Source organism: Streptomyces sp. NPDC004031, assembly GCF_053604375.1.
Map to the genome: position 1 here is coordinate 88,173 of NZ_JBSGHL010000002.1, position 26,927 is coordinate 115,099.

The 26,927-nt window shown below is 74.2% G+C and carries 9 protein-coding genes; 5 read left to right on the plus strand and 4 right to left on the minus strand.

Annotation, left to right across the window (positions count from 1 at the left end; genetic code table 11):
* Positions 1–10 precede the first annotated feature (10 nt).
* The 4 genes from ACWERV_RS01625 to ACWERV_RS01640 form a co-directional block, all read right to left on the minus strand.
* Positions 11–688: an anti-sigma factor family protein gene (locus ACWERV_RS01625; RefSeq protein ID WP_452927345.1), complete on the minus strand. Its 678-nt coding sequence runs from the start codon at positions 686–688 to the stop codon at positions 11–13.
* Positions 685–1,317 (minus strand): sigma-70 family RNA polymerase sigma factor, encoded by a 633-nt coding sequence (locus tag ACWERV_RS01630; RefSeq protein WP_452927348.1) that lies wholly within the window; start codon positions 1,315–1,317, stop codon positions 685–687. Before ACWERV_RS01630 ends, ACWERV_RS01625 begins: the two co-directional genes overlap by 4 nt.
* A gap of 196 nt (positions 1,318–1,513) precedes the next feature.
* Positions 1,514–2,386 carry a 3-methyl-2-oxobutanoate hydroxymethyltransferase gene (panB, locus tag ACWERV_RS01635; RefSeq protein WP_398187831.1) on the minus strand — a complete coding sequence of 291 codons (873 nt, stop codon included), beginning with the start codon at positions 2,384–2,386 and terminating at the stop codon, positions 1,514–1,516.
* Positions 2,387–2,537: 151 nt separating this feature from the next.
* Positions 2,538–3,158 (minus strand): TetR family transcriptional regulator, encoded by a 621-nt coding sequence (locus tag ACWERV_RS01640; RefSeq protein WP_452927352.1) that lies wholly within the window; start codon positions 3,156–3,158, stop codon positions 2,538–2,540.
* 82 nt (positions 3,159–3,240) lie between these two features.
* Here ACWERV_RS01640 and ACWERV_RS01645 point away from each other — a divergent pair, with 82 nt between their 5' ends.
* The 5 genes from ACWERV_RS01645 (at position 3,241) to ACWERV_RS01665 (ending at position 26,896) form a co-directional block, all read left to right on the plus strand.
* Positions 3,241–4,176 (plus strand): oxidoreductase, encoded by a 936-nt coding sequence (locus ACWERV_RS01645; protein WP_452927355.1) that lies wholly within the window; start codon positions 3,241–3,243, stop codon positions 4,174–4,176.
* Between the two features lie 296 nt (positions 4,177–4,472).
* Positions 4,473–5,582 carry a cytochrome P450 gene (locus ACWERV_RS01650; protein ID WP_398187840.1) on the plus strand — a complete coding sequence of 370 codons (1,110 nt, stop codon included), beginning with the start codon at positions 4,473–4,475 and terminating at the stop codon, positions 5,580–5,582.
* On the plus strand, positions 5,582–5,794 hold the full coding sequence (locus ACWERV_RS01655) for a ferredoxin (protein ID WP_452927359.1): 213 nt from the start codon (positions 5,582–5,584) through the stop codon (positions 5,792–5,794). Before ACWERV_RS01650 ends, ACWERV_RS01655 begins: the two co-directional genes overlap by 1 nt.
* 333 nt (positions 5,795–6,127) lie before the next feature.
* A complete protein-coding gene (locus ACWERV_RS01660; RefSeq protein ID WP_452927362.1) occupies positions 6,128–6,706 on the plus strand; it encodes a LuxR C-terminal-related transcriptional regulator in 579 nt (192 codons plus the stop codon).
* Positions 6,707–6,937: 231 nt separating this feature from the next.
* Positions 6,938–26,896 carry an SDR family NAD(P)-dependent oxidoreductase gene (locus ACWERV_RS01665; protein ID WP_452927365.1) on the plus strand — a complete coding sequence of 6,653 codons (19,959 nt, stop codon included), beginning with the start codon at positions 6,938–6,940 and terminating at the stop codon, positions 26,894–26,896.
* Positions 26,897–26,927: the final 31 nt, after the last annotated feature.

The window sequence follows — 26,927 nt, forward strand, 5'->3', positions numbered from 1 at the left end:
GGTGACGGGGTCAGGCGGGGACGCTGACGAGCAGGTCGCCGCGCTCGGTGCGGATCTCGAAGTGGGTGATGTCGCCCGCGTGCAGCCCCGCGGCGCCGTGCACGGTGAGCGGAACGGGCTGCGTGTCGGTGCCGTAGCCGTCCGCGGGGACGGACCAGGTGGCCACGGTCTGCTGGTCGCCGTCCATCGCGTAGACCAGCAGCCGGCAGGTCAGCGGGCCGCGGACACCGGTCAGCCGCAGGTCGATCACACTGCCCCAGCCCTTGTCCGTCACGCCGACGACCGCCGAGACGCCCGTCGCCGGGTCCGAACCGCTGTGCTGCTGGGTGCTGAAACCCGGCTGCGCGGTGGACGAGCGGCTGCCCTGCACGGACACCACGGCGACCACCGGACCGCCCACCACCAGCACCGCCGCTGCTGCCACCGCGACCGTCAGCCGCCGCCGGCGCGACCTGCGCGCGCCCGCGACCTGCGCGAGCAGCCGGTCCAGCAGCGCGTCGCCGCTGGGCGGACCGGCGAGGTCGACGCCGTCCGCGCGCAGCTCCGCGAGCACCGGCACGACCCCGCCCAGCTGGTCCAGCTCGTCACCGCACAGGTCGCACTCCGCCAGGTGCGTCTCGAAGCGCGCCATCTCGTCGTCGTCGAGGGCGCCGAGCAGGTAGGCGCCCACGTCCATGTGCGGGTTCACGACGTCGTCACCCCCCTCTCCTCCAGCGCGTTGCGCAGCGCGCGCAGCGCGTAGAACACCCGCGAGCGTACGGTGCCGGGCGGCAGCCCCAGTTCCGCGGCGGCCTCATTGACGGTACGGCCCCGGAAGTACGTTTCGACGAGGGCTTCACGATGTGCCTCGGACAGGTCCTGCAGCGCGTCGGAAATGGTCATCAGGCGCAGCGAGCGTTCCAGTTCGTCGCTCGCGGGAAGCTGCTCCAGGGCGGCGGGGGAGGTCTCCGGCGGGCGTGCCTGGCGGCTGCGGTGGCCGTCGATGACCAGCCGCCGGGCGACGGTCACCAGCCACGGCCGCAGCGAGCGGGCCGCCGGGTCGAGCGTGGCGGCGCTCTTCCAGGCCCGCAGCAGGGTCTCCTGCACGATGTCCTCGGCCAGGAAGCGGTCGCCGGCCACGAGCCGCAGGACGTACGCGTACAGCGCGCCGGCGTGCTCGCGGTACAGCGCCCGCATCAGCTCCTCCTCCGGAGCGGCGCCGGCCGGCCCCGAAGGCCCGTGGGGTGGTCCTTCCACGGGCGCATCCTGCCCTACCCGGCCCGCGCGGTCGAGATCGCCTCCCACGGCGAGCGCACCGCGACGCGGAGTGAGGTTCATGGCGGAGGTCCCGTCCGTCCCGTATGTGCCGGTGGGCGCCCCCGGGCGGAGCGCTCACCCGCACATACGGGCGGACGGCGGGAATGTCTCAAAAGGGCCCGTGCGGATTTCGCGGGAAGGCCCTTTCCGGACGTCCTGCGCGAAGACGCCCGCACGAGGACACACCCCGTGCGGGCGTCCCCCGCGGATCAGCGGTTCAGTGGAACGTGTGCTCCTCGGCGGGGAAGGCCCCGCCGACGACCTCCTCGGCGTACGCCTTGGCCGCGTCGCCGAGCGAGCGCCGCAGGTCCAGGTACTGCTTGGTGAAGCGCGGCACCTTGCCGCCGGTGAGGCCGGCCATGTCCGTCCACACCAGCACCTGCGCGTCGGTGTCCGGCCCGGCGCCGATGCCGACGACCGGGATGTGCAGCGAGCGGGTGACCTCCGCGGCGACCTCGGCGGGCACCAGCTCCAGCACGACGGCGAAGGCGCCCGCGTCCTGCGCGGCCTTCGCGTCCCGGATGAGCTGCTGCGCCGCCTCCTCGCCGCGGCCCTGCACCCGGTGCCCCAGCGTGTTGACCGACTGCGGCGTCAGGCCCAGATGCGCCATGACCGGGATGCCGGACTCCACGATCAGCCCGGTGGCCGCGAGCGAGCGCTCCCCGCCCTCCAGCTTGACCGCCCCGACCCCGGCCTCCTTGACCAGCCGCGTCGCGCTGCGCAGCGCCTGCACGGGACCTTCCTGGTACGACCCGAAGGTCAGGTCCCCGACGACCAGCGCGCGGCTCGTCCCGCGCACGACCGCCGCGGCCAGCATCGTCATCTCGTCCAGCGTGACGGGCACGGTGCTCTCGTAGCCGAGGTGGCAGTTGCCCATCGAGTCCCCGACCAGCAGCACCGGGATCCCGGCCTCGTCGAAGACCGACGCGGTCATCGCGTCGTACGCGGTGAGCATCGGCCACCGCTCCCCGCGCTCCTTGGCGAGCGCCAGATCACGCACCGTGACCCGGCGGCTGCGGCTCCCGCCGTACAGCGCCTTGGGATTGTCGAGCCCCTTGCCCTGCTCCTGGGCAGCAGAAAGTGACGTCATTCTCGACGGCTCCTTCACGTCATCTCGAGGCACCCTGACGGTGTCCCCGGACCACCCCCCATGCTGGCACGCTGCGCGCCCGCGGCAAAGGGGGCTCCCCGTCCCGGCTCGCTCCCGGGCGGCGCGGCACCCGTGGCGGGGCGGGCGCGTCTCAGGACCGGGCGCGGTCCACGACGGAGTCCAGCGCCGGGGCGACGACGGCGAAGGCCCGGCCGGTCAGCTCCGCCGGGTCCACGGTGTCGTCGTCGCTCCACCGCTGGAGGATGGTGTCGAAGGCCGTCAGCGCCATCCCGGCGGCCAGCTCCGGGTACAGCTCCGCCGCCGGGTCCATGCCGAGGCGCCGGGCCAGTTCCGCCGCCAGCTCGCCGCGCCACTGCGCCTGGCGCTCCAGGAAGCGGGCGAGCAGCGGCGGTGTGCGCAGGATCAGCCGCACCACGCTCAGCGCCCGGTCCGCGTGCCCCGCGCAGGCGTCGACGGACGACTGCACCGCGTGCCGCAGGGCGACGGACGGCGGCTCCTGCGGCGGGCGGGCGGCCAGTTCGTCGCGCATGCTGGCGCCCATCTCCGCGAGGAACTGGACGACGACGTCCTCCTTCGAGGAGAAGTAGCGGAAGAACGTCCGCTTGGACACGCCCGCCGCCGCGGTGATCTCGTCCACCGTCACTGCGTCGAACCCCTCGCGCACGAGCAGGTTCAGCGCGGCCTGGGTCAGTGCGTCCGCGACGAGCGCGCGCTTGCGCTCGGCCAGGGTCCCAGCGGGTCGGGAAGTCATCCACCCATCGTAGGCGCCGCGCCGTTTTCGCCTCCAGATGCCACGCTTGACACTCAATGCCACGGAGGGCACGATGAGCCGCATGACGCGTGAGAGCCGTTGGCGAGCCGACCAGATGCCGGACCAGGACGGACGGGTGTTCGTCGTCACGGGGGCCAACAGCGGCCTCGGACTGGCGACCACCAGGGCGCTGGCCCGCAAGGGTGCCCGGGTGGTGCTGGCCGTCCGCGACGAGGAGAAGGGCCGCCGGGCCGTCGCGCAGCTGATGTCCGAGCAGGCCAGGGCCCGCCTGGAGGTGCGCCCGCTGGACCTGGCGGACCTGGCGTCGGTGCACGCCTTCGCCGACGGGCTGAAGTCCGACGGGGTGCACCCCGACGTGCTCATCAACAACGCGGGCCTCATGGCGCCGCCCCGCACGCTCACCGCCGGGGGCCAGGAGGTGCAGTTCGCCGCCAACCACCTCGGCCACTTCGCCCTCACCGCCCTGCTGCTCGGCCTCATGGCCGGCAGCGACGACCCCCGCGTCGTCACCGTCACCTCCGCCAACCACCGCCAGGCGCGGATGTTCTTCGACGACCTGACGGGTGAGCGCAAGTACGCGCCCATGGGCTACTACAACCAGTCCAAGCTCGCCAACGCCCTGTTCGGCTGGGAGCTGCACCGCAGGCTCGGCGCGGCCGGCAGCCGGGTCCGCAGCGTGCTCGCGCACCCCGGTTACACTGCCACCGGACTCCAGACCAGCGCGCCCGTCGGCCGGGTGAAGTTCGTCTTCGGCCGGCTGCTGCTGCCGCTCGCGCAGGCGCCGGAGCAGGGCGCGCTGCCGCAGCTCTACGCGGCCACCGATCCGCAGGCGCGCGGCGGTGAGCTCTACGGGCCCGACGGCATGGGCGAGTTGCGCGGCGCGCCCAAGCGGGTGGAGCTGGCCCCGCGCGCCACCGATCCGGCGGCCGCCGCCCGGCTGTGGCAGCTTTCCGAACAGCTGACCGGAGTGAGTTTCGCGCTGCCCGCCGTGGTCTGACGCGCTTGTCGAGAGGTATCGGGCGTTCGCGCCATATAGGCTGCCCAAACACCGGAATAAACTATTCCGTTGGCTGCGGGCCAAGTGTGAGTCAGATCACTCTATGGCGGCCATTTGGCGCGATCCCTGTTACGATGATGACCCCTTATTGACAGCACGTTGTTCGGGGGTCCACTGTGACGAATAAGGTTCCGGACGTTGATGTCGTAAATCTCCCTGCTTTCCCATTCATAGGCCCGGAAAGCAATCCCTTCATTCCGGTCCGTGATGACGACCTGGCGCGCTTAGAAGGGGCCATGGGCAAGGTCCGGCTCCCCTTCGGGGGATGGGCCTGGCTGGCGACACGGCACGATCAGGTCAAGCAACTGCTGCGGCACCCCGGATTCAGCTCCGACCAGTACCGTCCGGGATTCCCGGTGCTGAATCCGCTGCCGCCCCAGCAGGCGGACGCCACCGGGCTGTTCATCTTCATGGACGGCGAGGCGCACAGCCGCCTGCGGCGCATGCTCACCGCCGAGTTCATGATCAAGAACATCCGGCGGATCGAGCCGCTGATCGAGGAGACGGTCGTCGAGACCCTGGAGCGCATGCGGGCCGGCGGCCCGCCCGCCGACCTGATGAGCGAGTTCGCGCTCCCCGTCCCGTCCATGACGATCAGCCACCTGCTGGGCGTCCCGTACTCCGACCACGAGTTCTTCCAGGAGCACAGCCGCGCGATCATGGACCGCAACTCCGGTCCCGCCGAGGTCGGGGCCGCGCTCGGCGCCCTGAGCCAGCTCCTCGGCGAACTGATCACCTACAAGCGCACCACGCCCGGCGAGGACCTGCTGAGCAGGCTCGTCGCCGAGCGCGTCGTCCCCGGCGAACTGCGCGAGGACGAGCTGCTGAGCATGGCCCAGCTGCTGCTCGTCGCCGGCCACGAGACCACCGCCAACATGATCGGGCTGTCCGCGCTGGCCCTGCTGGAGCACCCGGAGACCCTGGACGCCCTGCGCAAGGACCCCGGCCTCGCCCCCAACGTGGTCGAGGAACTCCTGCGGTACGTCACCGTCGTCCGCACCGGCCTGCCACGGCTCGCCATGGAGGACGTCGAGATCGACGGCCACCTCATCCGGGAGGGCGAGGGCGTCGTCGCCATGCTGTCGCTGGCCAACCGGGACGCGGCGGCCTTCCCCGACCCCGAGGTCTTCGACCCCGAACGGCAGGAGGCGCACCGCCACATGGCGTTCGGCTTCGGCCTGCACCAGTGCGTCGGCCAGCCGCTGGCCCGCGCCGAACTGCGCATCGCGCTGGTGGAACTCGCCCGCCGCTTCCCCGGCCTGCGCTCCCTGACCACGCTCGCGGACGTCCCCAAGCGCCACATGGCCGTGACCTTCGGGGTCGGCGAGCTCCCGGTGACGTGGTAATGCGCATCACCGTCGACAGGGAACTGTGCTGCGGGTCCGGCAACTGCGTCGCCAACGCCCCCGAGGCGTTCGACCAGGACGATGCCGAAGGACTCGTACAACTGCTGGTGGAAGAAGCGCCCGAAAATCTCCGGGCGCAGGTGGAAAGAGCCGCACACATGTGCCCGGTGGGTGCGATCAGTGTCAGTCCGCAGGCTGCTTCGACGAATTGACGACGCCATAGTGCGGGGGCGAGTGCGCCGTTGTCCGTGAACCGTCCGGCGGGGGACCGATGAATATCACCGGCCCGCCGGACCTGGTTCCGGGTCCGCTGTGAATTCTGCCGCGAGCGCCGGATGGATCGTCGTCTTCCTCCGGTGCTTCTTCGGCGTGCCCGCCTCTCTGGCGCACGGGGCGAACCCGTGCGTGTCCGCGTCCGGAAACGGTGTGTCGCTGCGCGTCCTCACTGCGTGCATTTCACGCCCAGCAGGGGAGCGATGATGATGAACAAAGACCCCAGAATACGAATTGTCGTGTGCGACCAGCATCCTTACGGACGTCTCGGTATGCGCGAGGCATTAGGCCGGGACCCCGCGCTGTGCGTGGTCGGGGAGGCGCCCGGTCTCGGCGAACTGGTCCCGGTCGTCGACCTGTGCCGCCCCGACGTCGTGGTGCTGGCCGACCCGCCCACCGCGTCCTACGCCGACACCCACGAGATGGTCGGGGTCGGCGCCGACCTGGTGGTCGTCGTGCCCGACGCCGACGTCGCCCTCGGCTGGATCGGCTGCACCCGGGCCGAGATCAAGGCCCTCGTCCACTCCGACGACCCCGAGGAAGAGCTGGTCACCGCCGTCCGCAGAACCGCCGACGGCACCGGATACGTCTCACCCGGCCTCAGCGGCCCGCTGCTCGGGTACGTGCGCGCCTCACTGCCGCGGCGCCTGACCGTCGTCCCCACCCACGCGCCCCTGACCTCGCGCGAGTCCGAGGTGCTGGAGCTCGTACGGCGCGGCATGGCGAACAAGGAGATCGCCCGCCGGCTCGGACTGAGCGAGAAGACCGTCAAGTTCCACGTCTCCAACGTGCTCGCGAAGGCGCACATGGCCTCCCGGGCCCAGCTCATCGCCTCCGCCAGAACCATGTGAGCCGGGGCCCCGCGAGCACCAACGACCGCGGACGCCCGACCGCCCGCGCCCAGACCGTCCACGCCCCGGGGCGGCACCGACCACCCGGCCCCGCTGATTGCAGCACAGGCCCGGCGGCCGGACAACCTGGACGAAGGTCCAGCACCGGCCGGAAAACCCCTACCGAAGCCCCAGGTCCGGGCCGTTCCTCTGACGGAAGCCGATCTTGGGGTCGCTGCGGATACTCCGAGTATGAAGCCATCCATGCCCGGTGACCAGGTGACCGACGGCTCCTACGACAACGCCGTCGCGGTGATCGGCCTCTCCTGCCGCGTCCCGTCGGCCTCCACCCCGGCCGAGCTGTGGCGACTGCTGTCCGAAGGAACCGACGCGGTCTCCCCGTGGCCACAGGACAGAGGACCCGGCTCCCCGTCCTGGCGTGGCGGCTTCCTCGCCGACGTCGGCTCCTTCGACGCGGCCTTCTTCGGGGTACGGCCCGAGGAAGCCGCCGCCATGGACCCCCAGCAGCGCCTCGCGCTGGAACTCGCCTGGGAGGCCGCCGAGGACGCCGGGACGCCCGCCGACCGGCTGCGCGGCACCCGCACGGGGACGTTCGTCGGCGTCGCGTCCGACGACTACACCACCCTCGCCACCCGCGCCGCGCTCACCGGCCGGACCGGCGGCGGCGACCTCGACGACTTCGTGGGCCGCCACCGCGCCGTCGTCGCCAACCGGATCTCCTGGACCCTCGGCCTGCGCGGGCCGAGCCTGGCCGTCGATGCGGCCCAGGCGTCGTCGCTGGTGGCCGTCCACCTGGCCGCCGAGAGCATCCGCCGCGGCGAGTGCGACCTCGCCCTCGCGGGCGGCGTCAGCCTGATCCTCTCGCCGGAGAGCATGACGGCCACCGCGGGCCTGGGCGCCCTGTCCGTACGCGGCCGCAGCGCCGTCTTCGACGCGAGCGCCGACGGGTTCGTACGCGGCGAGGGCGGCGGCATGGTCCTGCTCAAGCCGCTCGCGCGGGCCGTCGCGGACGGCGACCCGATCTACTGCGTCATCCGCGGCAGCGCCGTCAACAACGACGGCGCGGGCGACCGCCTCACCGACCCGGACGCGCAAGGCCAGCAGGACGTCCTCGCGCGCGCCTACGCCGACGCGGGCACCAGCCCCGACGTCGTCCAGTACGTGGAACTGCACGGCACCGGCACCCCCGTCGGCGACCCCGTCGAGGCCGCCGCCCTGTCCGCCGTCGTCGGACGCGGCACCGACCGCCCCCCGCTGCACGTCGGTTCGGTCAAGACCAACATCGGCCACCTGGAGGCCGCCGCCGGCATCGCCGGACTGCTCAAGGCCGCCCTCAGCGTCCGGCACCGGCAACTGCCCCCCACCCTGCACTTCCGCACCCCGCACCCGGCGATCCCGCTGGACACGCTCAACCTGCGCGTGCAGACCGCGCTCGACGCCTGGCCCCGGCCCGACACCCCGCTCGTCGCGGGCGTCAGCTCCTTCGGCATCGGCGGCACCAACTGCCACGTGGTGCTCGCCGAAGGCCCCTACACCGGCCGCCCCGACCGCCCGGTCGCCCGGCCCGCCACCCCCCGCCCGCTGCCCTGGGTCATCTCGGCCCGCACCGGCCGCGCCCTCGACGCCCAGGCCGGCCGCCTGCTGGACCACCTCCGGGACGGCGACCTCCGGGACAGTCACCTCCCGGACGGCGACCTCCGGGACAGCGGTGACGACGCGGCCGACATCGCCCGCTCGCTCGCCGCGACCCGCACCGCCCTGGAACACCGCGCCGTCGTCATCGGCACCGACCGGGCCGAACTCGCCGCCAAGCTGGCCGACCTGCACACCGCCGCCGTCACCGGCGTGACGAGTGCGGCCGGTGCCACCGGCAACCCCGGCGCCACCGCGGCGGAGGGCCGTACCGCCTTCCTCTTCGCGGGCGGCGGCGCGCACCGCCTCGGCATGGGGCGCGAACTGTACGCGGCACACCCCGTCTTCGCCCGCGCGCTCGACGAGGTGCTCGACCACTTCGACCCCGCCCTCGGCCTGCGCGAGGTGCTCCTCGACGCCCACGACGACACGGCGGACACGGCGGACGCGGAAACCGCGGCAGCAGCACTCGACGGCATGCGCCTCATGCAGCCCGCGCTGTTCGCCTTCCAGGTCGCCATGTACCGCCTGGTCACCTCCTGGGGCGTCACCCCCGACCTGCTCGTGGGCCACTCCTTCGGCGAGATCGTCGCCGCCCACGTCTCCGGCTCCCTCTCCCTGGCCGACGCCGCCGCCCTCGCCGCGGCCCGCGGCGCGCTCATGGAGGCCCTGCCGCCCGGCGGCGCCATGATCGCCGTCGAGGCCACCGAGGAGGAGGCGGCCGAAGCGCTGCGGGACACCGACGACGTGTCCATCGGCGTCATCAACGGCCCGCGCTCCGTCGTGCTGTCGGGCGCGGACGCGTCCGTCACCCGCGTCGCCGCCGCCTTCCAGGACCGGGGCCGCCGCACCACCCGGCTGCGCGTGCAGAACGCCGCCCACTCACCGCTCACCGTGCCCATGCTCGACGACCTCGCCCGCAGCATTAGCGGGCTCACCGCCGACGCACCGCGCATCCCGATCGTCTCCACCGTCACCGGGCGCACCGGCACCCCGATGACCGAGCCGTACTGGATCGCCCACGTCGGCGCCACCGTGCGCTTCCACGACGCCGTCACCGCCTGCCGCGAGCTGGGCGTGACCCGGTTCCTCGAACTCTCCCCGGACTCCGTCCTCACCCCGCTGGTCCACCCCACGGAGACCGAGGTCGCCGTCGCCCTCCAGCACCGGGACGTCCCCGAACCCGAGGCCCTGCTCACCGGGCTCGGCGCCGCCTGGGTCGCCGGCCTGCCCGTCGACTGGGCCGAGGCCGTCGGCGACGCCCGCCTCGTCGCCCTGCCCACCTACGCCTTCCAGCGGGAGCGCTACTGGCTCGACGAACTCCCCGCCGCATCCGCCGCATCCGCCGCATCCGTTGCATCCGTTGCCGAGCAGCACCTCAGCTCCACCACGCTCGCCCTGCGCGACACGATCCGCAGCTCCCCCGACGGCTTCCTCCAGCGCTGGCTGGCCGAACACGTCGCCGAGATCGCCGGCGGCCACGGGGCGGACCCCGAGACCGCCCTCCGCGACCCCGACACCGCCTTCCGCGACCTCGGCTTCGACTCCGCGCTCTCGGTCCAGTTGCGCAACCGGCTCGTCTCCGCCACCGGGCTCCGCCTGCCCACCAGCGTGCTCTTCGACCACCCCACCCCCCAGGCGCTCGCCGCCCACCTGCACGACCGGATCGTCGGCGCCCTCGACACCCCCGCCGCGCCCGCCGTCACCCCCGTGGCCGTGGACGGCGATCCGGTGGTGATCGTGGGGATGGCGTGCCGGTTGCCGGGTGGGATCGAGTCGCCGGACGGGTTGTGGCGGGTGGTGTCGGAGGGTGTGGACGCGGTGTCGGAGTTTCCGGCGGACCGTGGGTGGGATCTGGCGGGGTTGTACGACCCGGATCCGGATCACGCGGGGACGAGCTACGCGCGGCACGGCGGCTTCTTGGCCGGTGCGGGTGATTTCGACGCGGACTTCTTCGGGATCAGTCCGCGTGAGGCGGCGGCGATGGATCCGCAGCAGCGGTTGCTGCTGGAGACGGCGTGGGAGGCGCTGGAGCGCTCGGTCATCGACCCGACCTCGTTGCGCGGCAGCCGCACCGGCGTCTTCGTCGGCGCCATGAACATGGAGTACGGCCCCCACCTGCACGCACCCGTCGACGGCACCGAGGGCTTCCGCCTCACCGGCAACACCACGAGCGTGGCGTCCGGCCGGATCTCGTACCTGCTGGGTCTTGAGGGTCCGGCGATGACGGTGGACACGGCGTGCTCGTCCTCGCTCGTCGCCCTGCATCTGGCCGCCCAGGCGGTACGCAGCGGCGAGTGCTCGCTCGCGCTCGCGGGCGGCGTGACCGTGCTGTCCACGCCCGGCATGTTCGTGGAGTTCTCGCGGCAGCGGGGGCTGGCGCCGGACGGGCGGTGCAAGGCGTTCGCGGACGCGGCGGACGGTACGGGGTGGGCCGAGGGCGTCGGCGTGCTGGTCGTTGAGCGGCTCTCGGACGCGCGGCGCAACGGCCACCGGGTGCTGGCGCTGGTGCGGGGTTCGGCGGTGAACCAGGACGGTGCGTCCAACGGTCTGACAGCTCCCAACGGTCCGTCCCAACAGCGCGTCATCCGCGCCGCGTTGGCGGGTGCGGGACTCGATACGGCCGACGTGGACGTGGTGGAGGCACACGGCACGGGTACGGCGCTCGGTGACCCGATCGAGGCGCAGGCGCTGCTCGCGACGTACGGGCAACAGCGTCCCGGCGACAGCCCGTTGTGGCTGGGCTCGCTGAAGTCGAACATCGGGCACACGCAGGCCGCGGCCGGTGTGTCGGGTGTCATCAAGATGGTGGAGGCGATGCGGCACGGTGTGCTGCCGCAGACGCTGCATGTGGACGAGCCGTCGCACCACGTCGACTGGGACGAGGGGCAGGTGCGGCTGCTGACCGAGAACCGGCCGTGGCCCGTCGTGGACCGGCCGCGCCGCTCGGCGGTGTCCTCCTTCGGCATCAGCGGCACCAACGCCCACGTCATCCTCGAAGCCCCGCCCGCCGAGGTGGCGGAGGAGCCCGGCGCCGAGCCGCCCGCGTCCCTCACCCCCTGGGTCCTGTCGGCGCGGACCGAGGACGGCGTACGGCGGCAGGCCGCGAGGCTGCTCGCCCACCTCGACGTCCACCCCGGCCTCGACCCGCGCGACGTGGCGTTGAGCCTGGTCGCGGGACGGGCACGGTTGGAGTGCCGCGCGGTGGTGTGGGGCACGGAGCGCGAGGCGCTGTGCGCGGGGCTGCGCGATCTGGCGGCGGGGGTCGCGTCACCGGATGCCGTGCTCGGCTCGGCGGCGGCTTCGGCGGGTGTGGTGTGGGTGTTCCCGGGGCAGGGCTCGCAGTGGGCGGGGATGGCGCGGGAGTTGCTGGAGACCTCTGAGGTGTTTGCCGCGCGAATGGGCGAGTGCGCGGCGGCGCTGGATGCGTTGACGGACTGGTCGTTGCTGGAGGTGGTGCGCGGGGACGGGGCTGAGCTGGAGCGGGTGGATGTGGTTCAGCCGGTGTTGTTCGCGGTGATGGTGTCGCTGGCGGCGGTGTGGGAGTCGCTGGGGGTGCGGCCTGCTGCGGTGGTGGGGCATTCCCAGGGGGAGATCGCGGCCGCGTGTGTGGCGGGTGCGCTGTCGCTGGAGGACGCGGCCAGGGTCGTTGCGTTGCGGTCGCGGGCGATCCGCTCGCTGGCCGGTCGTGGCGGCATGGTCTCGGTGCTCGCGTCGGCCGACCGGGTGAGCGAGTGGGTGACGGACGGGCTTGCGGTGGCGGTGGTCAACGGGCCCGAGCAGGTCGTGGTGTCCGGTGCTCCGGACGAGCTGGACGCCTTCGTAAAGCGCTGCGAGCAGGAGGGCGTCCAGGCACGGCGGATCGCGGTGGACTACGCCTCCCATTCACCCCAAGTGGAGGAACTGCGCGCGGAGTTGTTGGACCTCCTGGGCGGAATAGAGCCGCGCGGCTCGGGCATCCCCCTCGTCTCGACCGTCACGGGCGAGGTCATCGACACGTCGGTGATGGACGCGGAGTACTGGTTCACGAACCTGCGCCGACCCGTGCGCTTCGACCAGGCCCTCTCCACGCTGCTGGGCGACGGGCATCGGGAGTTCGTCGAGGTCAGCCCGCATCCGGTGTTGCTGGGCGCGGTGGTGCAGGCGGCCGAGGCGGCAGAGGTCGAGGGTGTGACCGCCGTGGGGACGTTGCGGCGGGAAGAGGGCGGGCGGGACCAACTGCTGCGTCACGCTGCCGAGTTGTTCACGGCCGGTGTGGATGTCGACTGGTCGTCGTGGGTCGCGGGCGGGCGGCTCGTCGATCTGCCGACGTATGCGTTCGAGCGTCGCCGCTTCTGGCTGTCGGCGGGCCGGTCCCCGGTGGACGCGGCCGGGCTGGGCCTCGACCCGGCCGGTCACCCCCTCCTGCACGCCGCCGTCCCGCTGGCTTCGCAGGACGGATGGGTACTGACGGGGCAGCTCTCCCTCCAGGACCACCCGTGGCTGAGCGACCACGCCGTCCACGGCACCGTCGTCCTGCCCGGCACGGCCTTCGTCGAACTCGCCCTGCACGCGGGTGGGCAGGCGGGTTGCGAGGTGGTGGAGGAGCTGACGTTGGAGCGTCCGCTGCTGGTGGCGGAGGGCGCGTCGGTCGTGGTCCAGGTGGCGGTGGGCGCCCCGGAGGACGAGGCCGGGCGCCGGCCGGTCACCGTGCACTCCCGCCCCCAGGGCAGCAGCGACGAATGGAGCCGCCACGCCACGGGCACCCTCGCGCCGACAGACCCCGTACCGGAGGAGCGCCTGAGCGCCGCGTGGCCGCCCCCGGGCGCCCGGCGGATCGAGGGTCCCGACACCGTCTCCGGCACCTACGAGCGGCTGGCCGGGCTCGGTTACGGGTACGGGCCGGTGTTCCAGGGCCTGCGGGACGTGTGGCGGGTCGGGGAGGAGCTGTTCGCGGAGGTGCGGCTGCCCGTCGAGCCCGGCGGCTTCGGGCTGCACCCCGCGCTGCTGGACGCCGCCCTGCACCCCCTGCTCGGCGACGAACTCCGCGTGCCGTTCGCCTGGAGCGGGGTCCGTATGTCCTCGGTGGGGGCCTCGGTGCTGCGGGTGCGGTTGACGCCCGGGGCCGAGGGCGTGGTGCGGGTGGCCGCGTTCGACGGTGCGGGGCTGCCGGTCGTGACGGTGGAGGGGCTGCGGCTCCACCCGATGGCGCAGGACCAGCTCCGCGAGGTGGCGGGGCAGGGGACCGGCGGGCTCTTCGCACTGCGGTGGACGGTCGTCCCGGTGCCGGAGTCGGCGGCACGGGACGCGTCCCTGGTGCGGGTGGAGGAGATCGCGCCGGGTGGAGACGTGCGCGGGCGGCTCGCGGAAGTGCTCGCGGTGGTACAGGACTTCGTGGCCGAGGGCCCGGAGGACGGCCGTCTGGTGGTCGTGACGCACGGGCGGATGGCCGGGGTCGCCGATCCGGTGACCTCCGCCGTGTGGGGCCTGCTGCGCTCCGCGCAGGCGGAGCACCCCGGGCGTCTCGTCGTCCTCGACACACCCGAGGACGCGGACACCGTGAGCGCGGTGGAGGCCGCTCTCGCGACGAACGAACCCCAAGTGGTGCTCGACGAGGACCGTTTCGTCGTACCCCGGCTCGCGGCACTGCCCGCCGAGGAGGACGGCGCCGCTGCTTCCCTCGCGTCCGAGGGGACGGTGTTGGTGACGGGGGCGGGCGGTGTGCTCGCGGGTCATGTGGTGCGGCATCTGGTGGCACGTCACGGGGTGCGGCATCTGGTCCTCGTCGGCCGTCGTGGGAGCGAGCGGGTCGACGACCTGGTGGCGGAGGTGGCGTCGGCGGGCGCGTCGGCGCGGTTCGTCACCTGCGACGTGGCGGACCGGGACGCGGTCGCGAGCGTGCTGGACGGTATCGGTGCCGAGCATCCGCTGACGGGCGTGGTGCATACGGCCGGTGTGCTGGACGACGGTGTGGTGACGGCGTTGACGCCGGAACGCGTGGACACCGTCCTCGCGCCGAAGGTGGACGGTGCCCGCTGGCTGGACGAGCTGACGCGGGGCGCGGAGCTGTCGGCGTTCGTGGTGTTCTCGTCGGCCGCCGGTGTCGTCGGTACGGCGGGGCAGGGCAACTACGCGGCAGCGAACGCGTATCTGGACGCGCTGGCTCAGGTGCGCCGCGCGGAGGGCCTTGCCGCGACCTCGATGGCGTGGGGGTTGTGGGCCGACACCAGCTCCATGACCGGGCACCTGGGGAACGCGGATCTGGCGCGGCTGACGCGCACGGGGCTGGCTCCCCTCCCCACCGAGGACGGCCTCGCGCTCTTCGACGCCGCCCTCCGGTCCGACCGCGCGACGGTCGTGCCCGCGCGTCTCGACCTTCCTGCGCTGCGGAACCGCGCGGCCCAGGGCAGCCTTCCCGCCGTCTTCGCCTCCCTGGTCCGGCTCCCGCTGCGCCAGGCGGCGGCGCCCGCTGCCGAAGAGGCCCGCTCCTGGACCGCCGGGATGGCGGCGTTGGGGGCGGAGGAGCGGTCGGCGGCGCTGGTGGCGCTGGTCGGGGCGCAGGTCTCGCTCGTCCTGGGCCATGGTTCGGCGGGTGCGGTGGATCCGCAGCGGGCCTTCCGGGAGATGGGCTTCGACTCGCTCACCGGCCTCGAACTCCGCCAGCGCTTGCAGACGGCCACGGGGCTCCGGCTGCCGTCCACCCTCGTCTTCGACTATCCGACGCTCACCGCGCTGGCCGGCTACCTCGACGAGCAGGTCGGCGGCACGTCCACGCTCCCGGCCGTACCGCCCGCACTCACCAAGGCCGACGTGGACGCCGATCCGGTGGTGATCGTGGGGATGGCGTGCCGGTTGCCGGGTGGGATCGAGTCGTCGGACGGGTTGTGGCGGGTGGTGTCGGAGGGTGTGGACGCGGTGTCGGAGTTTCCGGCGGACCGTGGGTGGGATCTGGCGGGGTTGTACGACCCGGATCCGGATCACGCCGGGACGAGCTACGCCCGGCACGGCGGGTTCCTGGCCGGTGCGGGTGACTTCGACGCCGACTTCTTCGGGATCAGCCCGCGCGAGGCGGCGGCGATGGACCCGCAGCAGCGCCTGCTGCTGGAAACCGCCTGGGAGGCACTGGAGCGCTCGGCGATCGACCCGACGTCGCTGCGCGGCACCCGCACCGGCGTCTTCACCGGCCTGATGTACCACGACTACGGCTCCTCGCAGAGCGAGGCGGCTCAGGACGTCGAGGGGATGCTCATCACGGGCACCAGCGGCGGTGTCGCCTCGGGCCGGATCTCGTACCTGCTGGGTCTTGAGGGTCCGGCGATGACGGTGGACACGGCGTGCTCGTCCTCGCTTGTCGCGCTGCACCTTGCCGCTCAGGCGCTGCGGAACGGTGAGTGCTCGCTCGCGCTGGCGGGTGGGGTGACGGTGATGTCGACTCCGACGACGTTCGTGGAGTTCTCGCGGCAGCGGGCGATGTCCCCCGACGGGCGGTGCAAGGCCTTCTCGGACTCCGCCGACGGTGCCGGATGGGCCGAGGGCGTGGGCCTGCTGGTGGTCGAGCGCTTGTCGGATGCGCGGCGCAACGGGCACCGGGTGCTGGCGCTGGTGCGGGGCTCGGCGGTGAACCAGGACGGTGCGTCCAACGGTTTGACCGCGCCGAACGGCCCGTCCCAACAGCGCGTCATCCGCGACGCGTTGGCGGGTGCCGGGCTGAACGCGGCCGACGTGGACGCCGTCGAGGCCCATGGCACCGGCACCGCGCTGGGCGATCCGATCGAGGCGCAGGCGCTGCTGGCGACGTACGGCCAACAGCGCCCCGACGACCGTCCGTTGTGGCTGGGTTCGGTCAAGTCGAACATCGGGCACGCGCAGGCGGCGGCCGGGGTCGCGGGCATCATCAAGATGGTCGAGGCGATGCGCCACGGTGTGCTGCCGCAGACGCTGCACGCGGACGAGCCGTCGCACCACGTCGACTGGGAGCAGGGCGACGTCCGACTGCTGACGGAAAACCGCCCCTGGCCCGAGCTGGACCGGCCGCGCCGCTCGGCGGTCTCGTCGTTCGGCATCGGCGGCACGAACGCCCACGTCATCCTGGAAGCCCCGCCCGCCGAGGTGGCGGAGGAGCCCGGCACCGAGCCGCCCGCGTCCCTCACCCCCTGGGTGCTGTCGGCGCGGACCGAGGACGGTGTACGACGCCAGGCCGCGCGGCTGCTCGCTCACCTGGATGACGCTCCGGGCCTGGGGCTGCGGGATGTGGGGCTGACGCTCGCTGCCGGGCGGGCTCTGCTGGATCACCGGGCGGTTGTGCTGGGCGCCGACCGTGAGGCGTTGTCGTCGGCGTTGGCTGCGGTGGCTGCCGGTGAGGACACCCCGGACGCGGTGGTCGGTTCGGTGCGAGCGGGCGGTGTGGTGTGGGTGTTTCCGGGTCAGGGCTCGCAGTGGGCGGGTATGGCGCGGGAGTTGCTGGAGACCTCTGAGGTGTTCGCCGCGCGGATGGGTGAGTGCGCGGCGGCGCTGGATGCGTTGACGGATTGGTCGTTGCTGGGGGTGGTGCGGGGGGACGGGGCTGAGCTGGAGCGGGTGGATGTGGTCCAGCCGGTGTTGTTCGCGGTGATGGTGTCGTTGGCGGCGGTGTGGGAGTCGCTGGGGGTGCGGCCTGCTGCGGTGGTGGGGCATTCCCAGGGGGAGATCGCGGCCGCGTGTGTGGCGGGTGCGCTGTCGCTGGAGGACGCGGCCAGGGTGGTTGCGTTGCGGTCGCGGGCGATCCGCTCGCTGGCCGGACGTGGCGGCATGGTCTCGGTCCTCGCGCCTGCGGAACGAGTGGGCGGGTGGCTCACCGACGGGCTTGCGGTGGCGGTGGTCAACGGGCCCGAGCAGGTCGTGGTGTCCGGCGCCCCGGACGAGCTGGACGCGTTCGTGAAGCGCTGCGAACAGGAGAGCGTCCAGGCACGGCGGATCGCCGTGGACTACGCCTCCCACTCACCCCAAGTTGAGCAACTGCGGGCGGAGTTGCTGGACCTGCTGGACGGGATCGCGCCCCGCAGCTCCGACATCCCCCTGGTCTCCACCGTCACCGGCGAGGTCATCGACACGGCCACCATGGACGCCGACTACTGGTTCACCAACCTGCGCCGACCCGTCCGCTTCGACCGGGCCCTCTCCACCCTCCTGACGGACGGCCACCGGACCTTCGTCGAAGTCAGCCCGCACCCGGTGCTGCTGGGCGCGGTGGTGCAGGCGGCCGAGGCGGCAGAGGTCGAAAACGTGACTGCCGTGGGGACGTTGCGGCGGGACGAGGGCGGCCGTGATCAACTGCTGCGCCATGCGGCCGAGTTGTTCACGGCCGGAGTGGATGTCGACTGGTCGTCGTGGCTCTCCGGCGGGCGGCTCGTCGATCTGCCGACGTATGCGTTCGAGCGTCGCCGCTTCTGGCTGTCGGCGGGCCGGTCGCCGGTGGACGCGGCCGGGCTGGGCCTCGACCCGGCCGGTCACCCCCTCCTGCACGCCGCCGTCTCCCTGGCGGACCGGGGGGACATCGTGCTCACCGGCAGGATCTCCCTCGACACGCACCCCTGGCTGGCCGACCACGCTGTCTTCGGTGCGGCGCTGCTCCCGGGCACGGCCTTCGTCGAACTCGCCCTGCACGCGGGTGGGCAGGCGGGGTGCGAGGTGGTGGAGGAGCTGACGTTGGAGCGTCCGCTGCTGCTGGCGGAGGGCGCGGCGGTCGTGGTCCAGGTGACGGTGGGCGCCCCGGAGGACGAGGCCGGCCGGCGGGCGGTCACCGTGCACTCCCGCCCCCACGACACGGGTGCCGACTGGGTACGGCACGCCGTCGGCGTCGTGGTTCCCGGAACGCCGCTGCCCGTACCGCCCCTGGACGTCGCCTGGCCGCCGTCCGGTGCGCAGTCCGTGCCGGGTGCGGAGGTCTACGAGCGGCTGGCCGGGCTCGGTTACGGGTACGGGCCGGTGTTCCAGGGCCTGCGGGACGTGTGGCGGGTCGGGGACGAGGTGTTCGCGGAGGTGCGGCTGCCCGTCGAGCCCGGCGGCTTCGGGCTGCACCCCGCACTGCTCGACGCGGCCCTGCACCCCCTGCCGACGGACGACTTGCGGGTGCCCTTCTCGTGGACCGGGGTTCGGCTGCGTGCGGTGGGTGCCTCGGTGCTGCGGGTGCGGTTGACGCCCGGGGCCGAGGGTGTGGTGCGGGTGGCCGCGTTCGACGGTGCCGGGCTGCCGGTCGTGACGGTGGACGAGCTGCGTATCCACCCCATGTCGGAGGACCAGCTCCGGCAGGTCGCCGCCGGTCGGACGAACGGCCTGTACGAGCTGGGCTGGACCGCCGCTCCGGTTCCGGAAGCGGTACCGGGCACCTCCGCCGCGCGCGTGGAGGAGGTCGCGCCGGGCGGTGACGTACGCGCCCGGCTCGGTGAAGTGCTGGCGCTGGTACAGGACTTCCTCACCGAGGGCCCGGAGGAGGACGGCCCGCTGGTCGTGGTGACGCACGGGCGGATGGCCGGGGTCGCCGATCCGGTGACCTCCGCCGTGTGGGGTCTGTTGCGCTCCGCGCAGGCGGAGCACCCTGCGCGTCTGGTCGTCCTCGACGCACCCGAGGACGCCGACACCGCGAGCGCGGTGGAGGCCGCCCTCGCGACGGACGAACCCCAAGTCGTCCTGCACGACGGCCAGTTCGTCGCCCCCCGGCTGACCGCGTCCACGGTGGACGCGGACGGCCCGGCTGTTTCCTTCCCGCCCGAGGGGACGGTGTTGGTGACGGGGGCGGGCGGTGTGCTCGCGGGTCATGTGGCGCGGCACCTGGTGGCACGTCACGGGGTGCGGCATCTGGTCCTCGTCGGCCGTCGTGGGAGCGAGCGGGTCGACGACCTGGTGGCGGAGGTGACGGTGGCGGGCGCGTCGGCGCGGTTCGTCACCTGCGACGTGGCGGACCGGGACGCGGTCGCGAGCGTGCTGGACGGCATCGGGACCGACCATCCCCTGACCGGCGTGGTGCATACGGCCGGTGTGCTGGACGACGGTGTGGTCACCGCCTTGACGCCGGAGCGGGTGGACACCGTCCTCGCGCCGAAGGTGGACGGTGCCCGCTGGCTGGACGAGCTGACCCGTGACGCGGAGCTGTCGGCGTTCGTGGTGTTCTCGTCGGCCGCCGGTGTCATCGGCACGGCGGGCCAGGGCAACTACGCCGCCGCGAACGCCTACCTGGACGCGCTCGCGCGGGCCCGCCGTGCGGACGGCCTTCCCGCGACCTCGATGGCATGGGGCCTGTGGGCGGAAAGCAGCTCCATGACCGGGCACCTGGGGGACGCGGATCTGGCGCGGCTGACCCGTACCGGACTGGCCCCTCTCCCCACCGAGGACGGCCTCGCGCTCTTCGACGCCGCCCTGCGGTCCGACCGCCCCGCCCTCGTCACCGCCCTGCTCGACCTGCCGGCTCTCCGGAAGCGTGCCGTCAAGGACGGTCTCCCGCCGCTGTTCTCCTCCCTCGTCCGCGCACCGGTCCGGCGTCCCGTCGCCCAAGGCGGGGCGACGGGGACCTCGTCGTGGGGTGCGGACATGGCGGCGTTGGGGGCGGAGGAGCGGTCGGCGGCGCTGGTCGCGCTGGTCGGGGCGCAGGTCTCGCTCGTCCTGGGGCATGGTTCGGCGGGCTCGGTGGACCCGCAGCGGGCCTTCCGGGAGATGGGCTTCGACTCGCTCACCGGCCTCGAACTGCGCCAGCGCTTGCAGACGGCCACGGGGCTCCGGCTGCCGTCCACGCTGGTCTTCGACTACCCGACGCTCACCGCGCTGGCCGGCTACCTCGACGAGCAGGTGCGCGGCACCTCCGCGCTCCCGGCGGCACCGCAGCCGCCCACCAAGGCCGACGTGGACGCCGACCCGATCGTGATCGTGGGGACGGCGTGCCGGCTGCCGGGCGGGATCGCGTCGCCCGACGAGCTGTGGCAGGCGGTGGTGAACGGCCTGGACGCGGTCTCGGAATTCCCCGCCGACCGTGGGTGGGATCTCGCGGAACTCTACGACCCCGACCCCGATCACGCCGGGACGAGCTACGCCCGGCATGGCGGGTTCCTGGCCGGTGCGGGTGACTTCGACGCCGACTTCTTCGGGATCAGCCCGCGCGAGGCGGCGGCGATGGACCCGCAGCAGCGCCTGCTGCTGGAAACCGCCTGGGAAGCGCTGGAGCGCTCGGCGATCGACCCGACCTCGCTGCGCGGCACCCGCACCGGCGTCTTCACCGGTCTGATGGCCGGCGAGTACGGGCCGCCCCTGCACGAACCGGTCGACGGCATGGAGGGCTTCCGCATGCTCGGCAGCGCGTCGAGCGTGGCGTCGGGCCGGATCTCGTACCTGCTGGGTCTTGAGGGTCCGGCGATGACGGTGGACACGGCGTGCTCGTCCTCGCTGGTCGCCCTGCATCTGGCCGCTCAGGCGCTGCGGAACGGTGAGTGCTCGCTGGCGCTGGCGGGTGGGGTGACGGTGATGTCGACTCCGACGACGTTCGTGGAGTTCTCGCGGCAGCGGGCGATGTCCCCCGACGGGCGGTGCAAGGCCTTCTCGGACTCCGCCGACGGCGCCGGATGGGCCGAGGGCGTCGGCCTGCTGGTGGTCGAGCGCTTGTCGGATGCGCGGCGCAACGGCCACCAGGTCCTCGCCGTCGTGCGGGGCTCGGCGGTCAACCAGGACGGTGCGTCCAACGGCCTGACGGCCCCCAACGGCCCCTCCCAACAGCGCGTCATCCGCGACGCGTTGACGGCCGCCGGGCTGAACGGCGCGGACGTGGACGCCGTCGAGGCCCACGGCACCGGCACCCCGCTCGGCGACCCCATCGAGGCACAGGCGCTGCTCGCGACGTACGGCCAACAGCGCCCCGACGACCGTCCGTTGTGGCTGGGTTCGGTCAAGTCGAACATCGGGCACGCGCAGGCGGCGGCCGGGGTCGCGGGCATCATCAAGATGATCGAGGCGATGCGCCACGGCGTCCTCCCGCAGACGCTGCACGCCGACGAGCCGACCCACCACGTCGACTGGGAACAGGGCCAGGTCCGGCTGCTGACCGAGAACCGGCCGTGGCCCGACGTGGACCGGCCGCGCCGCTCGGCGGTGTCCTCCTTCGGCATCAGCGGCACCAACGCCCACGTCATCCTCGAAGCCCCGCCCGCCGAGGCCACGGAGGAGCCCGGCACCGAGCCGCCCGCGTCCCTCACCCCCTGGGTGCTGTCGGCGCGGACCGAGGACGGCGTACGACGCCAGGCCGCACGGCTGCTCGCCCACCTCGACGTCCACCCCGGCCTCGACCCGCGCGACATCGCGCGCACCCTCGCCTCCGGGCGCGCCCTGCTCGACCACCGGGCCGTCGTCCTCGGCGCCGACCACGACGCCATGACCACGGCGCTGGCTGCCGTCGCCGCAGGTGAGGACACACCGGACGCCGTGCTCGGCGCGGTCGGACCGGCGGGAACCGGCGGCCTGGCCCTGGTGTTCTCCGGCCAGGGCGCACAGCGCGCCGAAGCGGGCCGGGAGCTGTACGAGCGGTACCCGGTCTTCGCCGGGACGTTCGACGCCGTGTGCGCGGCGGTCGACGCGCACCTCGACGGGTACGTCGAACACCCGCTGCGCGACGTCGCGTTCGCGCCCGCCGGCTCGCCCCTCGCGGCCCTGCTCGACCAGAGCGTGTACACGCAGACCGCGCTCTTCGCGCTGGAGACGGCGCTGTGGGAGCTGCTGCGGTCGTGGGGCGTCACGCCCGACTACGTGATGGGGCACTCGCTCGGCGAGATCACCGCGGCCTGCGCGGCGGGCGTGCTGTCCCTGCCCGACGCGTGCGCCCTGGTCGCGGCGCGCGGCCGACTGATGCAGGCGCTGCCGGAGGGCGGCGCGATGCTCGCGGTCGAGGCCGACGAGCACGAGGTCGGCGCCTACCTGGAGTCGGCCGGACTGGCGGAATCGGCCCGACGCGCGGACGCGGCAGGATCGGCGGGCGCGGCAGGATCGGCGGACGTGGCCACGTCGGCGGGCGCGGCGGGCATCGCCGCCGTCAACGGGCCCCGGGCCGTGGTGGTTTCGGGGGACGAGGCCGCCGTGGTCGCCGTCGCCGAACACTTCCGGTCCGCCGGGCGGCGGACGCGCAGGCTGCCGGTCTCGCACGCCTTCCACTCGCACCGCATGGAGCCCGTGCTCGCGGAGTTCGCCGAGGTGCTGTCGGGCCTGGCCTTCGAGCCGCCGCGGCTGCCCCTCGTCTCCAACCTCACCGGCGAACTCGCCGATCCCGCGCACCTGTGCACGCCCGCGTACTGGGTCGAGCACGTCCGCCGGGCCGTGCGGTTCGCCGACGGGGTGCGCTGCCTGGCCGACCGCGGGGTGACCACCTTCCTGGAGGTCGGTCCGTCGGCCGTGCTCACGCCGATGGCGCACGCCACCCTCGACGCGGCGCTGCCGGACGGCCGTTACACCGCCGTGGCGACGCTCACCCCGGGGCGGCCCGAGGCGCAGGCGCTGGCCGCCGCGCTGGCCGTGCCGTTCACGGGCGGCCTGCCCGTCGCGTGGGAGCGGACGCTGCCGGGCGGCCGCCTGGTGGAGCTGCCCGGCTATCCCTTCGCGCGGCAGCGCTACTGGCAGGCCGCCGACGAGACGGTCACCGGGCTGCGCGCCGCGGGGCTCAGCGCCACCCGGCACCCGCTGCTGGGCGCCGCCGTGCACCTGCCCGACGGGCAGACCGTCCTCACCGGACGGCTGCTGCCGGGCGCGCAGCCCTGGCTCGCCGACCACGCCGTGGACGGCACACCGCTGCTGCCCGGCACCGCCTTCCTCGAACTGGCCCTGCACGCAGGGGCGGAGACCGGCTGCCCGGTCGTCGAGGAACTGACCCTGCACACGCCCCTCGCGCTGCCCTCCGGCGCCGCGGTGTACTTCCAGGCGGTCGTGGGCGCCGCGGACGAGGACGGCCGCCGGACGATCGCCCTGCACTCCACGGACTCGCCGTCGGCCCCGGCCGCCGCCGAGGCCTCCGTCCGCCACGCCACGGGCGTGCTCGCCCCGGCCGCCGCCCCGCTGCCGCAGCCCGCGCAGTGGACCTGGCCGCCGGAGGGGGCGGCACCCGTACCGCTGGACGGCTTCTACGCCGAGCTGGCCGCGCGCGGCTACGACTACGGTCCGGCCTTCCGCGGCCTGCGCGCGGCCTGGCGCACCGCGGACGAGCTGTGGGCGGAGGTCGAACTCCCCGTCGAAGCGGGCGGGTTCGGCCTGCACCCGGCGCTCCTGGACGCCGCCCTGCACACCGTCACCCTCGGCCTCCCGGACCTCGCCGGGAGCGGCGCCGACCGGCCCCTGCTGCCGTTCTCCTGGACCGGCGTGACCCTGGAGGCGACCCGCGCCGCCGTCCTGCGCGTCCGGCTCGCGGCGACCGGCGACGGCGCGGTGTCCCTGACCGCGGCCGACACCTCCGGCCGCGCCGTCGTCACCGTCGACGCGCTCGCGCTGCGGCCGATGGCGGCGGGGGGCGCGGCCGCGGACCGGCCCGGCGGCCTGCACCTGCGCTGGCGGCCGCTGCCCACCGCGGGCGTCCCGGCACCCCCGGCCGACCTCGCCGACCTCACGGTCGTTCCCGTCGAACCGGGCGGCGACGACCCGCGGACCCGGCTGGCCGAGGTGCTGGAGTCGGTCCAGCGCTTCCTCGCCGACCCGGCACGGGAGCGCGCACGGCTCGCCGTCGTCACCCGGGGCACGCTCATGGACCGGCCCGACCCGGTCAGCGCCGCCGTGTGGGGCCTGGTGCGCTCCGCCCAGGCCGAGCACCCCGGACGGCTCCTGCTCGTCGACGTGGACAGCCGCACGGACGAAGCCCTGGCGACGGCCGCCGCCACCGGCGAACCGCAGGTCGCCGTCCGCGGCGGCCGCCCCTTCGCCCCCCGGCTCACCCGGACCGCCCCACCCCTGCTCCCCCTGCCGGACGCCCCCGCCTGGCGGCTGCGCACGGAAGGCCCCGACGCCCCGTCGCTCGTCGAAGTCCCCTCCCCGGAACGGCCGTTGGGCCCGCTGGACGTCCGCGTGTCGCTGCGCGCCGCCACGCCGCCCGCCGGCCACGGAACCAAGGCGGCGCGCCTGGCGGACCCGGCGTACCTGGCGGACCCCGCGTATCCGGTCGCCGCCGGTGACGCGCCCGTTCCGGCTCACCTGGTCGTACCCGGCCACTCGGGCGTCTCTGGGATCCCGGCCGACTCCGGTCACGCGGCCGCCCCGGCGTCCCCGGCGGACCCCGCGTCCCCGGCCACCGCCGGTCACGCGACCGACCCCGCGTACCCGGCCGCCGGTCACGCGACCGGCCCCGCTGCCCCGACCGACCTCGGCCACTCGCGAGCCCCCGGAAGCCCGGCCGACCCCGACGCAGACCCCGCCTCCTCGCCCGACGACGTGTCGCCCTGGTCCGGTGCCGGGGTCGTCGTCGAGGTCGGGGCGGACGTCACCGGTCTCGCCCCCGGCGAGCGCGTGTTCGGCGTCTTCCCGGGGGGCGAGGCCCCGGGGCGGTTCGTGGTGGCCGACCTCCGGGACGTGGTCCGCGTCCCGGAGGGGTGGAGCTTCGCGCAGGCCGCCGCAGCCGCGCCCGCGTTCCTCACCGCCTGGCACGCCCTCGCGGACCTGGCCCGTACCGGATCCGGCGATCAGGTGCTCGTGCACGGCGCCGGGACGGCCGTGGGCCTGGCCGCCGTGCAGGTCGCCCGGCACCTCGGCGCGGAGGTGTACGCCACCGCCCCGGCCGGGGCCCGCGACGCCCTGGGCGGCCTGGGGCTGGACGCGGCGCATCTGGCCGAGCCCGAGGCCGACGTCTTCCCCAAGACCCTCCCGGCCGGGTTCGACGTGGTCCTCGACCCGCTGGGTGGGGACACCGCCGAGGCGTCGGCCGCGCTGCTCGCCGCCGGGGGCCGCTACGTGGCCGTGGCCGGGCGGTACGAGGCGCCGGGCGGTGCCGCGTACTCGGAGTCGGCCCCCGCCGGCGCCGCGGACGCCGGGCCCGCCCGGCAGCGGGAGATCCTGGCCGAGCTGGCGGGCCTGCTCGCCGGGGCCGTGCCGCCGCCCGTGCGGGCCGTGGACGTACGGGCCGCCGCCGCGAGCCGCGACCTGCCGGTCGCGCCGCCCGCCACCGCGGCCGGTCCGGAGGCCGCGGAGGTCCTGACCTTCCCCTGGCCGCTCGACCCGGACGGCACGGTCGTCGTCACGGGCGCGAGCGGCACCCTGGCGCAGCACGTCGTACGCCGCCTGGTCGGCGCCCACGGCGTACGGCACCTGCTGCTGCTCAGCCGCAGCGGCGCCGGGCTGCCCGCGGACCTGGGCGACGCGCAAGCGACGACCGGGCGGGCGGCCGGGCAGGTGACCGCGCAGGCGGTGGCCTGCGACGTCGGCGACCGCGACGCGCTCGCCCGCGCCCTGGCCCACATCCCTTCCGCACACCCGCTGACCGCCGTCGTGCACACCGCGGGCGTCCTCGACGACGGCGTGCTGGAAGCCCTCACCCCCGAGCGGCTCGACGCCGTGCTGCGGCCGAAGGCGGACGCGGTCCGGCACCTGGACGAGCTGACCGCCGACGCCGACCTGGCGGCCTTCGTGGTCTTCTCCTCCGCGGCCGGTGTGCTCGGCACGCCCGGCCAGGCCAACTACGCGGCCGCCAACGCCTATCTGGACGCCTTCGCGGCCCGCAGGCACGCGGACGGACGGCCCGCGGTCTCCCTCGCCTGGGGCCTGTGGAGCGAGGCGAGCGGTATGACGTCCGGCCTCGGCGACGCCGACCGCGGCCGGATCGCCCGCAGCGGACTGCTGCCGACCGGCACCGACGAAGGACTCGCCGCCTTCGACCGGGCGCTGACGGCCGCCGTGCCGTTCCTCGTCCCGGCGCGCGTGGACACCGCGGCCCTGCGCACGCCCACCGCACCCGTTCTGCTGCGCGACCTCGCGCCCGCCCCCGCCCCCTCCCGGCGCACCGCCGCCGAGGCCGCCCCGGCGGCGCCCGAGCCGCTGCGCGACCGGCTGCTCCAACTGCCCGCCGAGCGGCGCCGCGAGACGCTGCTCGACATCCTGCGCGCGGAGGCGGCCGACGTGCTCGGCTACGGCGACCCGCGCCGTATATCTGCGGACGGGGCCTTCCGCGACCTCGGCTTCGACTCCCTCACCGCCGTCGAACTCCGCAACCGGGTCAGCGCCCGGACCGGCCTGCGGCTCAGCTCCACCGCGGTGTTCGACCACCCCAGCCCCGCCGCCCTGGTCGACCACCTGCTCGCCGGACTCGCCCCCCGCCCGGCCGAACAGGGCGCCGGTGAACCCACCTACGAGCAGGTCATGGCCGATCTCACCCGGCTCCGCGGCCACTTGACGGCACTCACCCTGACCGGCGCCCAGCGCACCGCCCTGGCCGAGACCGTCCGCAGCATGTCGGTGCCCTGGACGGCACCGGCCTCCCCGGCGCAGACCGAGGAGGAAGCGCCCGCCGACCTCGAATCCGCGAGCGCGGCGGAGGTCCTCGCCTTCGTCACGAACAGCCTCGGCATCTCCGTCTCCGGCGACGAACCGCCCACCGACCCGAGTTGAGAGTGAGTTCATGCCCACCGAAGCAGAGCTG

What these genes read in the sequence shown, in the direction of transcription:
- panB (WP_398187831.1), bottom strand. Translation starts at nt 2,386, where the DNA reads ATGACGTCACTTTCTGCTGCCCAGGAGCAGGGCAAGGGGCTCGACAAT.
- ACWERV_RS01655 (WP_452927359.1), top strand. Translation starts at nt 5,582, where the DNA reads ATGCGCATCACCGTCGACAGGGAACTGTGCTGCGGGTCCGGCAACTGC.
- ACWERV_RS01630 (WP_452927348.1), bottom strand. Translation starts at nt 1,317, where the DNA reads ATGAACCTCACTCCGCGTCGCGGTGCGCTCGCCGTGGGAGGCGATCTC.
- ACWERV_RS01640 (WP_452927352.1), bottom strand. Translation starts at nt 3,158, where the DNA reads ATGACTTCCCGACCCGCTGGGACCCTGGCCGAGCGCAAGCGCGCGCTC.
- ACWERV_RS01645 (WP_452927355.1), top strand. Translation starts at nt 3,241, where the DNA reads ATGACGCGTGAGAGCCGTTGGCGAGCCGACCAGATGCCGGACCAGGAC.
- ACWERV_RS01660 (WP_452927362.1), top strand. Translation starts at nt 6,128, where the DNA reads ATGCGCGAGGCATTAGGCCGGGACCCCGCGCTGTGCGTGGTCGGGGAG.
- ACWERV_RS01650 (WP_398187840.1), top strand. Translation starts at nt 4,473, where the DNA reads ATGGGCAAGGTCCGGCTCCCCTTCGGGGGATGGGCCTGGCTGGCGACA.
- ACWERV_RS01665 (WP_452927365.1), top strand. Translation starts at nt 6,938, where the DNA reads ATGAAGCCATCCATGCCCGGTGACCAGGTGACCGACGGCTCCTACGAC.